The sequence below is a fragment of the Rufibacter hautae genome, assembly GCF_008271695.1.
GTDB lineage: Bacteria > Bacteroidota > Bacteroidia > Cytophagales > Hymenobacteraceae > Nibribacter > Nibribacter hautae.
On record NZ_VKKY01000003.1, the window covers coordinates 1 to 14,771 of the forward strand.

General features: G+C 51.1%; 10 protein-coding genes. 3 read left to right on the forward strand and 7 right to left on the reverse strand.

What is annotated here, in order from left to right:
• Nucleotides 1-371 precede the first annotated feature (371 nt).
• The 6 genes from FOA19_RS16535 to FOA19_RS16560 all read right to left on the reverse strand — a co-directional run bounded on the left by FOA19_RS16535 (nucleotide 372) and on the right by FOA19_RS16560 (nucleotide 8,452).
• Nucleotides 372-1,652, reverse strand: a complete 1,281-nt coding sequence (locus tag FOA19_RS16535; RefSeq protein ID WP_149091983.1) for a M16 family metallopeptidase — start codon at nucleotides 1,650-1,652, stop codon at nucleotides 372-374.
• Nucleotides 1,653-1,655: 3 nt separating this feature from the next.
• Entirely contained in the window at nucleotides 1,656-2,822 is a 1,167-nt protein-coding gene (gene porV, locus FOA19_RS16540; RefSeq protein WP_149091984.1) for a type IX secretion system outer membrane channel protein PorV, read from the reverse strand.
• A 30-nt stretch (nucleotides 2,823-2,852) separates the two neighbouring features.
• Nucleotides 2,853-6,716: a type IX secretion system sortase PorU gene (porU, locus tag FOA19_RS16545; RefSeq protein ID WP_190300443.1), complete on the reverse strand. Its 3,864-nt coding sequence runs from the start codon at nucleotides 6,714-6,716 to the stop codon at nucleotides 2,853-2,855.
• 93 nt (nucleotides 6,717-6,809) lie between these two features.
• Complete coding sequence (gene purS, locus FOA19_RS16550; RefSeq protein WP_062543786.1) at nucleotides 6,810-7,061, reverse strand: phosphoribosylformylglycinamidine synthase subunit PurS; 252 nt, start codon at nucleotides 7,059-7,061, stop codon at nucleotides 6,810-6,812.
• Nucleotides 7,058-7,762, reverse strand: coding sequence for a CDP-diacylglycerol--serine O-phosphatidyltransferase (gene pssA / locus FOA19_RS16555; RefSeq protein WP_149091986.1), 705 nt, complete (start codon nucleotides 7,760-7,762; stop codon nucleotides 7,058-7,060). The genes purS and pssA overlap by 4 nt, the downstream gene beginning before the upstream one ends.
• Nucleotides 7,763-7,801: 39 nt before the next feature.
• Nucleotides 7,802-8,452, reverse strand: coding sequence for an MBL fold metallo-hydrolase (locus FOA19_RS16560; protein ID WP_149091987.1), 651 nt, complete (start codon nucleotides 8,450-8,452; stop codon nucleotides 7,802-7,804).
• Between FOA19_RS16560 and FOA19_RS23580 the strand changes: the two genes are divergently transcribed.
• Nucleotides 8,451-9,593 carry an NAD(P)/FAD-dependent oxidoreductase gene (locus tag FOA19_RS23580; RefSeq protein ID WP_223808954.1) on the forward strand — a complete coding sequence of 381 codons (1,143 nt, stop codon included), beginning with the start codon at nucleotides 8,451-8,453 and terminating at the stop codon, nucleotides 9,591-9,593. The genes FOA19_RS16560 and FOA19_RS23580 overlap by 2 nt on opposite strands.
• Complete coding sequence (locus FOA19_RS16565; protein WP_223808955.1) at nucleotides 9,590-12,805, forward strand: hypothetical protein; 3,216 nt, start codon at nucleotides 9,590-9,592, stop codon at nucleotides 12,803-12,805. The genes FOA19_RS23580 and FOA19_RS16565 overlap by 4 nt, the downstream gene beginning before the upstream one ends.
• 246 nt (nucleotides 12,806-13,051) lie before the next feature.
• Here FOA19_RS16565 and purQ read toward each other — a convergent pair whose 3' ends face one another.
• On the reverse strand, nucleotides 13,052-13,744 hold the full coding sequence (purQ, locus tag FOA19_RS16570) for a phosphoribosylformylglycinamidine synthase subunit PurQ (RefSeq protein WP_149091988.1): 693 nt from the start codon (nucleotides 13,742-13,744) through the stop codon (nucleotides 13,052-13,054).
• A 125-nt stretch (nucleotides 13,745-13,869) separates the two neighbouring features.
• On the opposite strand from purQ, the gene FOA19_RS16575 reads away from it, so the two are divergent.
• Nucleotides 13,870-14,754, forward strand: a complete 885-nt coding sequence (locus FOA19_RS16575; RefSeq protein WP_149091989.1) for a YicC/YloC family endoribonuclease — start codon at nucleotides 13,870-13,872, stop codon at nucleotides 14,752-14,754.
• Nucleotides 14,755-14,771 lie beyond the last annotated feature (17 nt).

Sequence of the window (14,771 nt, forward strand, 5' to 3'; positions counted from 1 at the left end):
TTATAAGCGGGCAGGGGGGGAGGGAAGCTTACTCTATCACACTATATATTATGGTATAGCCAAGCGGCCTGCCTCCCGGATCCGGAGGGCAGGCCGCTTGGCTATAAGTCATCTTACAATTTACTATTTAGCTAAAAGCATTTAAATAATTCTTACACGTAGCTCATCTTCTAAATGTGCGGTGCCCTGTTTTTGGTCCATTTTAGCCAAATCAAGTCCAAAGCAATTATTCCCCATTATACTTAAGTAATACCTATATTTATAAATCTGGCTAATTTCATAAACTCCAATAAGTTTATCTTTATCAAGGGTAAAAGCAAAGAGGCGCACCAATCAATTGGTGCGCCTCTTTGCTTTTAAGTACCTCTTTATTATTCTGGGCTTCCGCCTGTAACTATCTTTAATAAGGTGTCATCTTGGAGGTGTTTTTTAGCTACTTCTGTTATGTCCTTCGGGGTTAGAATTTGGATGGATTGAAGGAGTTGTGAATAGAAGTCAGGAGTTAGGCCAAGTAAGACGTTTGATCTATACTTATCCATTTTGTCAAATAGGGTGGCATGGTCATTAAGAAATTTCCCGTTGAGATGTTTCTTGGCTGTTAGGAATTCATCTTCGGAGACTTCCTCCTGTTTTAATAGGTTAATTTCTTTTGCTACTTCCTCCAAGGTTTCTTTGATTTTGTCTCCTTTAATGTCGGTTCCTATAAAGAATAAAGAATCGTGTTCTTTGTGGGAAAGAGAGGAATAGATGCCATAAGTAAAGCCCTTATCCTCTCTAATATTCTTCATTAGCCTGGATCCGAAGTAGCCGCCTAGAATGTGGTTGGCCAAGTATAAGGCTGGATAATCAGAGTGGGTAGGCCTAATAGTAGATTTTCCTACTCTAATAGAGGCTTGCATCTGGTTGGCAGTCTTGTTTAACAGTAAACCAGTTTGTGGCGAATTGGTCTTTGATGTTGGGTTGATGTTTTCTGCGTCTGCTATTCCCTTTAAGTTAGAAGAGATGGCTTCAAGACCGGCTTTGTTGATGTCTCCGGTTATAAAAATCTCTGCATTAGAGAAAGCATAAGCAGCGCGATGAAAATCTACTAAGTCTTGGACCGTTAATGCTGTGATCTCTTCTTCTGAGATGGAGGAAACATAAGGATGGTCCTGACCATAGATAGCAACCGTGAACGCCTCCGTTGCCAGGTAACTGTTCTTCTGCTTATCCACTGAAAGTGTCTGAATGATTCTTTGCTTCATGAGCGCGAATTCATTCTCAGGGAAAGACGGCTGCAGGATGATTTCAAAGGTAAGCGGCAGCAGAAAAGGAAGGAATTTGGACAGGCAGTATAAGGTCACGGTAGACCGGTCAAAACCATGGTTAACTTCTAAAGAGGCACCATAGTAATCCGCCATATCGGCGATCTCCTTTGCTGTGTGGTAATGGGTACCTTCCTTCAGCATCTTAGCGGTGAGCGATGCCACCCCAGGCTTGGATTGAAACCACTTACCCGCTTTAAAAACAAATTCAACCCGTACTACAGGTTGAATGTTGTTTTCAAAGATATGAATTCGGGCTCCTGAAGGGGTTGTTTGTACTTCCGGAGCAATGTAAAGATCTGAAGTAAGCTCAGCAATGGCTGGCGCTACTGTACGGTTTATAAGCATATATTATTGTTCAGGCTCGTCTAATCTGAAATGTAACGAGAAACGAAAGGTTTGAGCCAGTGGATTGTTCTGATCATTAGGGATCATATAAGCCCCGTCAAACCCGAATTTCTGGTAACGGATACCCAAGCCCATGGTTAGATACTGCCGGCCACCTTTGAGCTCATTCTCAAAGAAATACCCTGCACGGGCCGCAAACATGTTGTCGTACCAATATTCAAGACCAGAAGAGAGAGTTATTTCCTTCAATTCCTCGCTACCGCCACCGGGGGCATCCGTGAAAGATTTGAAGATACCAGAGAAGACGTTTGTTTGATCATTGGCCGCCGGATTATCAGATTGTGTATATGGCACCAGAAGCTTATTGCCATCTATGGCCAACGTAATTTTGTTGTAAGGGTCAAGCTCCATGGTGAAAGCCGTACCCAGTCTCAGGTTGGTAGGTAAGAAGTCTCTTCTACCTGCTGTGGTGTAAGAAATCTTCGCCCCTATATTGGAGACATTAGCGCCTAAGGCAAGGTTATAGTTTTTCCCACCCAGAGCCAGGTCCTTGGTGTAATACATACCCAAATCTACAGCCACAGAGTTGCCTGGCTGGGATTCCCCAACCACATTTCCGCCGCCACCCACATTCACGTTGCCAGAAAGGTTAGAGTGGATGTACCGGGCACCAACGCCTAAACTCAGGTTCTCACTTAACTTCTGACCATAGGCCAAACTGATGGCATATTCCTTAGGGTTGAAGTTCTGGATGGCATTACCAGAAGCATCGGTGAAGTTCAACTCGCCTAAATCAAAATACAGGAGCGAAGCTGCCAGGGAAGAGTTGGCCGTTACCTTTTTGTGAACCGATAGGTTACTCAAAGACATGTCATTGACAATGTTGGAAAGCCACGGGGTATAAGAAAGCGATACACCTAAATCATCTTCAATGAAGCCCAATTTAGCGGAGTTCCAGTAAATAGAGTTAGCATCCGGTGAAATAGCTACCCCGGCATCACCCATACCAGCCGAACGGGCATCTGGAGTTACAGACAGGAAAGGCACCGCTGTGGTGATGGGTCTATACTCGGTGCTTTGGCCAATAGTGGTTTGGGCCGAGGCAGAAAGCCCAGACAAAGTGACTAGAAATAAACCAAAGATGGTGGATCTGAGTAGGGTGCAGTTCATGCGGTAGAGTTTGTGGTATCTGGTGTGGTATTATTTAAGTAAAACTAGCTTTTCAAAGCGAGATGTACTAGCTCCATCCTGACGAGAACGTACATTTACCTTGTATATGTATACGCCCTTGGCTAAAACATCATTGCTGTCATCGCGGCCATCCCAGGTAAGATCCGAGAAATGGGCATTCCCATCCCCAAAACCATGCAGAGATTTAACCAGTTTTCCTGATACGGTAAAAACCTGAATAAGTATATCCAACTCCTCACCGGGCCGATTATGGTCAAAGTGGAAAGTGGTCTTACTCAGGAAAGGATTAGGGATATTGTACACATGGTCTAAAGCCAGTTTCTCAGAAGAGGCAACAATAAACTCTATTTTGGTAGTGCTGGAGTTATTATGTGTGTCCCAGGCTTTAAGGGAAAGCGTATGTGGCCCAACGGAAACGTCCTTCAAGGAATAACGCACTTTCCCTGACTGGTAAGAATCCACATCGGCGGTATAGAACTCATTTAAGATGATGGGCTCTGAGGATTTCTCATCCACAATGGCGGTAATCTCGTGTCCAATGCCGGCGCCCGCAGTGTTAATCCCGTTTTCATCAAATAAATGGGCCAGCAAAGTGGCATCCTTACCGGTGATACCACCAGAAACAAAAGATTCATCGTTCATGAACAGCTCCAGCTGAGGTGGAGTGTTGTCTGCAGAAACATTCGAATTAGCACCTCCCACGGGCACGATGGTGGCACCTAATCCATCCAGAGAAGAGGAGGAGGCATACAGGTGAATGCTGCCCTCGCCAAATTGGTAATTAATGTCTTTCGGGATGACCAGCGAGACCTCAAAGGTTCCGTTTTTTACCGTGGCCAAACCATCATACAAAACGTTGCTGCGGTTCATTACCTGACGTTTGGCGTTCTGGTCGCCTAACGTGGTAAGCGTGGCCCGTTTGTCATAGACTGTGATATGAACCTGACCCTGGAAGTCAGTGGCTACCTGTTGCTGGCCGTTTCGGATAAAACCCTCCAGCACTACTTTGGACAAAGCTTGAAGCGTGTCTGAGGCAGCCGCGTTGAAGGGTTTGCCATTCAGTTTAGAAAGCACCACCTCTAGTTGCGGGTAAGCCAACCGCATGGCAGGATCTCCTAACAAGGCAAAATTCCGATTGTTTACCCCGAAAAGACTCGCATTCTTGGTCTTGTTGGTAAGCACCCCCAGCGTAGGCAAAGAACCATTGGAAAGCGGCGTAAAAAGGAAATTGAAGAAGTTGGTGTTCAAGGCTCGGTTTCCGTCTGAGTACACCGGCCGTGTAGTAGTCAACAAACCGATGGCACCTCCGTCTGGGTGGAATAGCGCCGTTTCTGCGCCCGAGTTACGTCTGGGGTCATCATAGCGGCCAATCTCGCAGGTAGCAGTCAAGAAGAACGTGAGTTTGTTGGCGTTCTTCCAGGTCTGGATCTCGTTGATAGTTAGGATTTGCTCATCCGCAAGACTTATGGCGTTGCCGTGTCCCGTGTAGTTAGTGACCAAGGCGCCTTTTTCTATGCTTTCGCGCAAGGCTTGGTTAGTCTCCGGGGAGCGCTGTCCGTTAGGCACTGAGATTTGCGGATACAAGTCAAGGTAGATTTTCTGGGGCAGGTAACCGGGATGATTGCGCTCCACGAACTCGGCCAGGTAATCAGCGTCATTCAAGTGCTCGTTGGAGTCCCCGTCATCGGCCAGGAAAATCAGACGCTTCCGCCAGTTGCCTAAAGTTTGGTCGCTTTCGTATCGGATAATCTTGTCAATCATCAGATCGGCTTCAGCAGAGGTTTTCACCGGCAAGCGGCCAATGCCTACATCCAGCAGGTGCGCAAATGAATAATCGATCTCAGACCATTCGCCTTCCTCGTCATCCAGAAACCCGATGTAGTCATCTGAGGAGTAAGAAGTGATGGGGTCCAGTGACTGGCGCGATTCGTAGATGGGAATAAAGTTGGTGTTCTGCTGGATTCTTCTCTTAGGGTCAAAAGAGGCATCGCCTAGCAAGGCCACCTGGAGAAGATCATCTCCCTGCTTGGTACTGCGCTCATACAGCATCTTCAGGAAATCGCGGAGGGCGGTGATGTCCTGTTTGCCTGAGGAGAACTCCTCGTAAATTTTGGGCAGTTCAATTACGTCTACCTGCAGGCCTGATTGGGTGCGCCGGTGGTTCGCCAGCCGTTGCGCCTGAGCTGTGAATCCCGGAGGCGTAATGATAACCAAATCTACCTTACCATCTAAGTTAAGGCTGTGCAGGTTCTGGTTGGCCACTTTCCCCAGGAAGTTCGGAGTTGGGAAGGCAGAACCTTGGAAAGCAACGTACTCGCGGAGTTGCGGGCTGTTGGCTGAGAAACGGGCCGTTCCGTTGCCCATGGAAAGAGCTTGCTTTACCGGTTTCAGCGGATCCGTCACATCCCACACTTGGGCATCGGCAGCGGTCATGCCGCCAACCAGGAAAGTAGTGACGGGGTTCTGTTTACTGGCCAATGACCGGAAATTGGTCTGGTTTCCGTAAAGCTTCAGCTGCCGCAGTGCCGACAAGGTGAAATAGTTGAGGTAACCGGCCGCCGAGGAGCTGCTGCCCGGCTGATAGGTATAAGCCACGTTCAACTCGTTATTATAAGAGAGCGAACTGAGCGGAGGCGAGAAATACAGCACATGGTTCACCCCCTCAGGGTGGTAGTTGAAAGAGCCGCGGCCGAAGATGGCATGGGTGCCCAAACCCGTATTATTCAATCTCACCGAGAAAGAACTGCTTTCCGGGGAGTTAGCCATCACCGCCGAGGTAAGCCAAACGGTACTGTTGGGCACCAGGTCTGAGGCGGAGATGGCGAAGTTCTGCTGGGCAGAGAAGGAGTTGAACTCCTCACCGTACCATTCACGGCCCGAGTTCACCATGTTCCGAAGGTCTACTTCATGGAACCAGTGCTCGTCATAGGAATTGACCTCAGGGAAAGAGCCGGGTACCGATGCCTGCTGACTTATCCGGAGGCCGGCGGAAGAACCAACGGTTAAGTAGTAGTAGGTGGTATCGGTGTACAGGTTAAGGTTGTGTACAAACGGCGTCTGTCCGTTAACCAGGTTCTCTGACCACGTGTGCGGGCCCTGTCCGTAGAAAAGAAGAAAGTCATTGTTATCAAAGGAACCGTCTTGTTCGCCTTCCACATGAATGGCGTTCTCCACCAGGTCATCGGGGCGGGGAGCGGCGTTGGCCTGGGGCAGCATGCCGCCGCCGTTGCCATACAGCCGCAGGTTGCGCGGGTTCAGGTTCTGGAGATTCACGCCCATGGCCTGCAGCGCCGCTCGGTCCAGCTTGTACATGCCGGTGGCGGGCACACCAATCTTAAACCAATCGCCGGAGGCTAAAACAGAGCGCGAGGCATAGGTACGACGGACGGAAGCCTGTCCAGGGACTTTTCTGAGGTTGTTGCCGGAGGAGGTGTAGCGGTAACTGAATTTGAGGAGTTTTTCTACCGCGCCGGTCTGCGGATTCAGCCGGAAGGGCTGGAAGGAAACCACTGAGTGCGGCACCCGGTTGGCCGTGCCCGCACTAATGGATGTCTGGATTTCGGTTTTAAGGCTCTTTTTGGAAAAAGCCCGCGATTCTGCCTCGGTCAAGGGCCCAAACTCCAGAGAAGTGAACTCAAAGGAGGTGACCCGCGCATTGGGGAGAGACAGCAGATAGAAAGGAATCTCCTCGCGGTTGAGGAATGCGGCCTCTTCAAAAACAGGCAGGGCAGCAGAAGCCGTAGTCCCCACGGGCGGAGGACCAGCCGATGCCGTGCGCCAGGAGATGGTGCGCGTGTCCTGGGTTTGGGCCCAGGCAGAAACGGCAGCCATCCAGAAGCCTGCAGCAAAAAGAAGCTTTCTTACAAGATGCATGTACGCGGGTAAAATGATTACTCCGCAACACAGTCCTTCGCGCATAGGTTCAGCTCAGGAAAAGGCAGAGAAGAACCTACTGGGGGGTGCTCTTTAGTTGGCTGTGAGACGGTAAGAGAATGATTCCATAATCATGTTGGCCAGTAATTTCTTACAAGCCTCCTCTACTTTCTGGGCAGCGGCGGTTTCGTTTTCCGCCTCTAACTGTAAACGTATATGTTTGCCAATTCTTACATCAGAAACCTGCTCCAGGCCTAAATGTTCCAAACCCAACATCACGGCTTTTCCCTGGGGGTCTAACAGTTCAGTGTGGGGCATGATATCTATTTCGGCGGTGAATTTCATAAGGAAGAAGATTTATGGAAAAATGATAAGATAATATACATCGCAAGGTTCAGGGGAACCGCGGTAAAGTTAAGGATTGCCAGGAAAAGAATAGAAAGCCCCATGAAAATAAACCTGATTTGGTTTCCTTTCCAGGCCATATTCTTGAATTTAAGCGCAAACAAGGGCAGCTCGGCAATGAGCAGGTAAGAAAACAGCACCGTAATGCCCAGCAGCACAAAGGGGTTCATGATCAGGAACGACAGCCCGAAGTCATCATTGGCCAGGATCAGCGGCAAAGACATGATAAACAACGTGCAGGCCGGGGTAGGCACGCCAATAAAAGAAGAAATCTGGCGGGTATCAATGTTGAACTTGGCCAACCTGATGCAGGAGAAAACGGTGATCAGGAAGCCGGCCAAAGGCAAAAAAGTAGGCAAGTCATACCCGCCTTTTTCAATAGCTATCGCGATCATCTGCACCATGGCCGCACCAGGAACCACGCCAAAGGAAACCATGTCGGCCAGGGAGTCTAACTGCTTGCCAATCTCGGAGTAGGTGTTGAGGACGCGGGCCACCATGCCGTCCATGAAATCAAGGGCGGCGGCCACTACTACCCAGCCTGCGGCCGTGGTCAGTTCCTGCTGAAAAACAGATACCAATGCCAGGCAACCGCAGAAGAGGTTGAGGCAGGTGATAAAATTGGGAATGTGTTTCTTCATGTTTTTGAAAGAGTCTGTTCTGAGCCTTGTTTTCTGGAATTAGCTCAAAAACGGATTGCCGGCTTTTTCCTCTCCAATGGTGGTAGAGGGGCCATGGCCAGGGTATACGGTAACCTCGTCTGGCAGGGAGAATAATTTGGTGCGGATGCTCTGGATAAGCGTGTTGTAATCGCCGCCGGGCAAATCAGTGCGACCGATGCTGCGGTTGAAAAGGACATCGCCCCCAATAAGGTTTTTGCTTTCCGGGTGGTAGAACACCACGTGGCCGGGCGCGTGGCCGGGCGTGAACAAGACCTCCAACTCAGTCTCCCCGAAGCGCACGTTTTCGCCCTCTTTCAGGAATTTCTCGGGTAAAACCTCCTGGTACTGCGGAAAGCCGTACGCCGCTGAATACGTGGGCACCGCCCTTAAAACCGCTAAATCTTCTTCATGGATTTCCAGCGGCACGCCGTAGGTATCGGCTATGAATTTGTTTCCCAGCACGTGGTCAATGTGGCAATGGGTGTTGAGCAAACGCACTACTTTTAATCCTTCGGCTTGGATGAACTGCTGCAATTCCTGCTGTTCCTGTTTGTCGGCGCAGCCGGGGTCAATGATCACGCACTCCTTGGTGTTGTCATAGAGTACGTAGGTGTTTTCCTGGAACGGGTTGAACGTGAAGAATTTTACTTGCAGACCAGTGGCAGCCATGGATTACATCTTAATTGCAGGCTCTAAGTTACAGATTTCAGCGGCACAAGCCGTACCTTGGGGCATGAATTATGATTATCTGGTAATAGGCCACGGTCTGGCCGGCGCGATTTTGACCTGTTTTCTGGAAAAAAGCGGGAAAACGGTTCTGGTGATAGATGCCCCCAAAGAGAACTCCGCCTCCCGCGTGGCGGCGGGTCTGATCAACCCCGTGGCCGGGAAACGCTTCGCCAAAAGCTGGCAGGTGGACGCTTTTCTGCCCGCCGCCGCCGCGTTTTACCAGGAGATGGAAGAACGCTACCAGACAAATCTTTTCTTCCGAAAACCCATCCTGAAACTTTTCTCCAACCCCGAGGAGCAGAACAACTGGATGGGCAAAAGCACCGATGCCGCCTGGGACGGCTACATTGAAACCACGCACCTGCAACTCCCGCCCTCTGATTCCGTTCACCAGGAATTGGGCGGTCTGCTCATCCACCAAGGCGGCTACGTGGCCCTGCGCACCTTCCTGGACGCGCACCAGGCAGACCTGCAGAGCCGGGGTTTGTACCGGGCAGAGACCTTTGATTTTTCCCGGCTGGAACTGTTGCCAGAAGGAGTGCGCTACGCCGATGTGCAGGCCCGGAAGATCATCTTCTGCGAGGGTGCCCAAGGCGCCCAAAACCCGTTTTTCAGCTGGCTGCCGTTTTCCCTGAACAAAGGCGAAATTTTAGACATAAATGTGCCAGATTTTGAAGCATCATATATCTATAATAAAGCCGTTTACGTTGTGCCTTTAGGACAATATCATTACCGGGTAGGAGCCACCTACAATTGGCGCAACCTGGAGGAGCAGCTTACCCCCGAGGCAAGGGAAGAACTTTCCGCCAAGGCCGGTGATATCCTCAAAAAACCATTTGCCGTGGAAAAGCAGTATGTTGGGATCAGGCCGGCGGTACGGGACCGGAAGCCCTTGGTGGGGCAGCACCCAAACCACCCGCAGGTAGGCATTTTCAACGGCATGGGGTCTAAGGGTGTTTTGATGGCGCCTTTGCTGGCTCAGCAGTTTATCTCCGCGCTGGAGCACGAAACGCCCTTGTGGCCAGAGGTGAATATTGCCCGGTATTTATCGTTATATTTAGCATCTACGCCAAACACATGAGTCAAACCTCTACCCGCTTCTTACATGTTTGCCGGTTACTAGTGCTGCTCCTAGGCATGGGAGCCCCCGCGTTCACGTATGGTCAGGCCACCGCCCCAGATGACTTCGGGCAGAACCGCATTCAGTACAAACGTTTCAACTGGCAGTACTACAGCACCCAGAACTTCAACATCTACTTCTCGCAGGACGGCCGCGAACTGGCCCGCCACGCCGCCGAGCACGCCGAGAAAGAGCTGAAAAGGATTACCTCGCTCATTGGGTACTATCCTTACTCCAAGATCACCATCATCATGTACAACTCTGTCTCAGACATGAAGCAGAGCAACATCGGTTTGATTGACGATCCCTACAAAGGCGGCAACGATGCCCTGTTTGTGAAAAGCAAGATTGAGGTGGCCTTTGAAGGCTCCCAGACCGAGCTGAAGCGCCAGATGACCTACCGCATCTCAGAACTGCTGCTCTCAGACATGATGTACGGCGGTAGCCTGAAAGAAGTCATCCAGAGCAATTACCTGTTGCGCCTGCCGGAGTGGTTTGTCTCCGGGGCTGCGTCTTACCTGGCCGAAGGCTGGAGCGTGGAGATGGATGACTACATGCGCGACATGATTCAGAAAACGGGCGGAAAACGGCCAGATCCTTTGTTCGCCAAAAACCAGCGCGTAACCGGCCAGGCCATCTGGAACTACATCACCGAGCGCCACGGCACCGCGGCCATCCAGAACATCCTTAACCTTACCCGCATCACCCGCGACATTGAGGTTGGGGTGGCCAGCAGCCTGAACATGCCTTACAAGCGGTTCACCCGCGACTGGTTCGCTTACTACACCCAAATGAACAGCATGGCAGAGACAGAACTGCCGTCTCCCAGCAAAGAGAACAAGCTCAAGAAATCCAACGCCCGTCAATTCCTGTATTCAGAACCTGCCATCAGCCCTAGTGGGCAGAAACTGGCCTACGTGATCTATGACCGGGGAGCATACAAAGTGTACGTGCGTAGGCTGGGGAGCAAAGGCCACCGCATGGTGTACCGGGGTGGCTACAAAATGCCCAACCAGGCCGTTGACCGTACGGTGCCGTTGTTGTCTTGGCGGTCAGAGTCGCAGTTGGGTATTTCAGATGTGCGCCGTGGCAAATTACAGCTGAAGTTGCAGGATGCCGAGAAGCTCTACATTCCGGGCGTAGCAACGGTAAAAAACCTGCTGGGCAAAAACAACAATGTGCTGCCACTCAATGCCTACAGCCAGGTAGCCGGGGTGGATTTCTCTGAAGACGGACAGTTCATGGTGCTCAGCGCCGTGAAAAACGGGCAGAGTGATCTCTTCCTGTACCGCAACGGCCGCATTGTGCGCCAACTCACCGATGATATCTATGATGACCTGGACCCGACGTTCCTGCCCGGTACCAGCAACCGCATTGTGTTCACCTCTAACCGCTACGCAGACTCGCTGCAGTCCAGCAGAGGCAAGTTCGCGTCAGTGGCCAATAACTATGACATTTACCTCTTCGACCCCAACAACACGCAAAGCCGCTTCTGGCAACTGACCTACACGCCGTCTAACGAAGTGATGCCCATCGGGCTTTCCGAGGAGGAGATCATGTACCTGGGCGAAGAAACCGGTATCCGGTCGCTTTATCGGCACAACATCAAGACCGGGGTGATTGAGCGGGTTTCCAATTTCCGGCAGAACATCAAAACCTATGACTATAATGTGAGGACCGGTAACCTCACGTTTGTGGCCAATGACCGAGCCCGGGAATTCCTGTATCATTATCCTAATTCAGCCCTGACGGCGGTAGCGCAGCAGAGTTTTAAAACCAAGCGCCAGGAAACCCTGGAAGGCCATTTGCAGCGCCGTATTCAGCAGGAAAATGCCCGTGTGGCCGCTGCCTTAGCTGCCAAAGCCGCCGCTGATTCACTCGCGGCACAACGGGCTGCCCAAATCGCGGCTGGGGTGATTGACACCACCGTGGTGGATTCTGCTGCTATCCAGGCCAAGCCTCCGGTAAAATCCAAGCCCAGAACCATCATGGCCATGAATACGCCAGATTCTCTGGTGTTGAATTACCCAAGGCCCTATGACCTGCGCTTCGGGGTGAACAACCTCATTACATCCATCCACGCCGATCCTTTGCTGGGCTTCGGGTTTGTGATGGAGGTGGGCATGGCCGATCTGTTTGAGGACTACCGCATCAGGGGTGGGGTCTTCGCCCTCACAGACCTGCAGACGACCAACTTCTACGCCGAGTATTCCAACCTGAAGAACCGCTATGACTACCGGATCGGTTACCAGAAACAGAGCGTGTACCAAGCCTCCGGGGCCTTTGTCCGCCGCCTGGGCAAACACGAGATCCTTCCGGCCCTGAGTTACCCGTTGACCAACGCCCTCAGCGTGAAAGTGCTGCCGCGCTACTCCAATATCCGGTACACCATCATTGAGAACTTCTCTGAGCCAGACGTAGTGATGGATTTTGTGGGGATAGGCGGGGAACTGGTCTTTGATAATTCCGTGGTGACCGGCATGAATATGCGCGAGGGAACCCGCATGAAAGTGGGCATCACCCGCATGTACGGCATTGGCGAAAGCCAGAACGGCTTCGGGAAGTTCTATGTTGATTTCCGGCACTACCAGAAACTGCACAAGGAGTTTATCTGGGCCAACCGGTTAAGCTACGGTCACTCTTTCGGGCCTGCGCCTAAGAAATACGTGATGGGCGGGGTTGACAACTGGATCAACGCCTCTGAAGACAGCGCCATCGCGAATGTTTTTGACAATACCTTTACGCCGGCCGATTACTTCTACCTTGATTTTGCCATGCCGATGCGTGGGTTCAACTACTATGCCCGCAATGGAACCCGCTACGTACTCTGGAATTCAGAACTGCGGTTGCCCATCTTCCAGTATCTGTTTGAAGGGCCCATCAACTCGGGCTTCTTCCGGAACCTGCAGATGGTTGGTTTCTTTGACGCCGGAACCGCCTATAGCCGCGGCAACCCGTTCAGCGAGGATAACTCAGTGAATACCCAACCAGTGCCAAGGCCGCCGTTTGAAGTGATTGTGCGCAACTTCCGGAATCCGTTTATGTACGGTTACGGTTTCGGGGCGCGTACTACCTTGCTGGGCGTCTACGGCCGGTTTGACATGGCCTGGGGTGAGCGAAACCTGCGCCGCGAAGGGCCTAAGTTCTACTTCTCCATGGGCTATGATTTCTAAAAATCGGCGAAGCCAGCCTTGTTTTTAAGCTGATTTCCTGAAAACACCTATAAAACAGAGCGCCTCCTTTTAGCTAAGGAGGCGCTCTGTTTTTGGGGAAGAAGTGAACTGCCCAAGCTGGTTTACCGCCAGAAACTAGTCAAATGGCAAATAAGTTTAACGGCCATTTTCTGCAAAACAGGGCTAAAACAGCAATGCCTCCCTGCAAGCAGAGAGGCATTGATTTATATGGGTGAGGCAATATCCTTAGGCTTGTACCGCTTGCAGGAGAGATTCAAATAAGAGACGGCCGTCGGTGTTGTTCAGTTCTGGGTCAATGGCGCGCTCTGGGTGTGGCATCATCCCGAACACGTTCTTGTTCTTGTTGCTCACGCCGGCAATGTTGAGCAGACTGCCGTTGCAGTTGCAGTACTCATTCACCTCGCCGTTGGCATCGCAGTAGCGGAACATGATCTGGCCGTTGTCTTCCAACTCCTTCAGGGTATCGGCATCGGCGTGGAACCGGCCTTCGCCGTGGGCAATCGGAATTTTGTAGGCTTTACCTGGTTCTAACAGAGCGGTAGGCAGGGCCTCGTTGTTCTCTGGCGTGATGTACACGTTCTGGCAGATGAACTGCTGGCTGGTATTGCGCAACAGGGCACCGGGCAGCAGACCCGCCTCGGTCAGGATCTGGAAACCATTGCAGATGCCCCACACGTACCCGCCGGAGTTGGCGAACTTCACCACTTCCTGCATGATAGGGGAGAAACGGGCAATAGCGCCGGAACGCAGATAATCACCATAGGAGAAACCTCCTGGCAGCACTATGAAATCACAGTTCTGCAAATCATGGTCTTTGTGCCACAGCCGTACAACTTCCTTTTGGGTAGTGTGTTGCAAGGCATCAATGACATCCTGGTCGCAGTTGGACCCCGGGAAAACGACAACTCCAAATTTCATGGCGTAAAGATAAAGAAAATACGTGAGCTTCATAAGTTTCATAGCCTCAGAAACCGCAGATTGCCAGATAGAGAGAGAATGGTCCTTTTTTCATAAATTTACTTTTCAACATTTACCTACGTATTATGCTTTTATCCATGACCGGGTTTGGGGCTGCCCACCTAGAGACAGAGGGTTCTATGGTCAGCATTGAGCTGAAATCACTTAACTCAAAATCCCTGGACCTGAGTCTGCGCATCCCGCGGAGCCTGTCAGACAAAGAACTGGAAATCAGAAACCTGATTGGCAAGAGCCTGGTGCGCGGCAAAATTAACCTCAGCATTGAGGTGAGCAGAAACAAATCCAACGCTACGCGCAGCAGAATCAACACCGATCTTCTCAAACAATACTACACCGAGATAGAGCAGGCCGCCCAATCTCTGGGCGCGCAGTCGCCAGACTTGTTCCGGTTGGCCCTGCACATGCCCGACGTGTTGCAGACCGAGGCCGCCGATGATTCCAGAACCGATGAGATTGCCTGGGAGCAGGTGCTGCCGCTGTTGCAGGAGGCTATTGACAAGTTCAACACCTTCCGGGCCGATGAAGGCAAGGCGCTCACCGCCGAGATTATCTCTTACATTGACCGTATCAGAATTCTGCTGGCCGAGGTTGACAAGCATGACCCTTCACGAGTAGAGAACATCAGGCAGCGCATCCAGGGGCACCTCACAGAAATTAGTTCGTCAGAGTCTTTCAACCAGAACCGCTTTGAGCAGGAGATGATCTACTACATTGAGAAACTGGACATTGCCGAGGAGAAAGTGCGCCTGGTAAACCACCTGCATTATTTCACTGAAACCGTCTACCTGCCTGAACCAACCGGCAAGAAGCTGGCGTTCATCTCTCAGGAGATAGGCCGGGAAATCAACACCATCGGGTCCAAAGCCAATGACGCTACCATCCAGCACTTGGTGGTGGAGATGAAGGAGGAACTGGAGAAGATCAAAGAGCAGCTGAACAACATCCTGTAAGGGTTCTGTTTTACAGC

Bases quoted from the DNA above. Each gene is read 5' to 3' on its own strand.
- purQ (WP_149091988.1), bottom strand. From the start codon at position 13,744: ATGAAATTTGGAGTTGTCGTTTTCCCGGGGTCCAACTGCGACCAGGAT.
- FOA19_RS16535 (WP_149091983.1), bottom strand. From the start codon at position 1,652: ATGCTTATAAACCGTACAGTAGCGCCAGCCATTGCTGAGCTTACTTCA.
- porU (WP_190300443.1), bottom strand. From the start codon at position 6,716: ATGCATCTTGTAAGAAAGCTTCTTTTTGCTGCAGGCTTCTGGATGGCT.
- purS (WP_062543786.1), bottom strand. From the start codon at position 7,061: ATGAAATTCACCGCCGAAATAGATATCATGCCCCACACTGAACTGTTA.
- FOA19_RS16560 (WP_149091987.1), bottom strand. From the start codon at position 8,452: ATGGCTGCCACTGGTCTGCAAGTAAAATTCTTCACGTTCAACCCGTTC.
- FOA19_RS16565 (WP_223808955.1), top strand. From the start codon at position 9,590: ATGAGTCAAACCTCTACCCGCTTCTTACATGTTTGCCGGTTACTAGTG.
- pssA (WP_149091986.1), bottom strand. From the start codon at position 7,762: ATGAAGAAACACATTCCCAATTTTATCACCTGCCTCAACCTCTTCTGC.
- FOA19_RS16575 (WP_149091989.1), top strand. From the start codon at position 13,870: ATGCTTTTATCCATGACCGGGTTTGGGGCTGCCCACCTAGAGACAGAG.
- porV (WP_149091984.1), bottom strand. From the start codon at position 2,822: ATGAACTGCACCCTACTCAGATCCACCATCTTTGGTTTATTTCTAGTC.
- FOA19_RS23580 (WP_223808954.1), top strand. From the start codon at position 8,451: ATGGATTACATCTTAATTGCAGGCTCTAAGTTACAGATTTCAGCGGCA.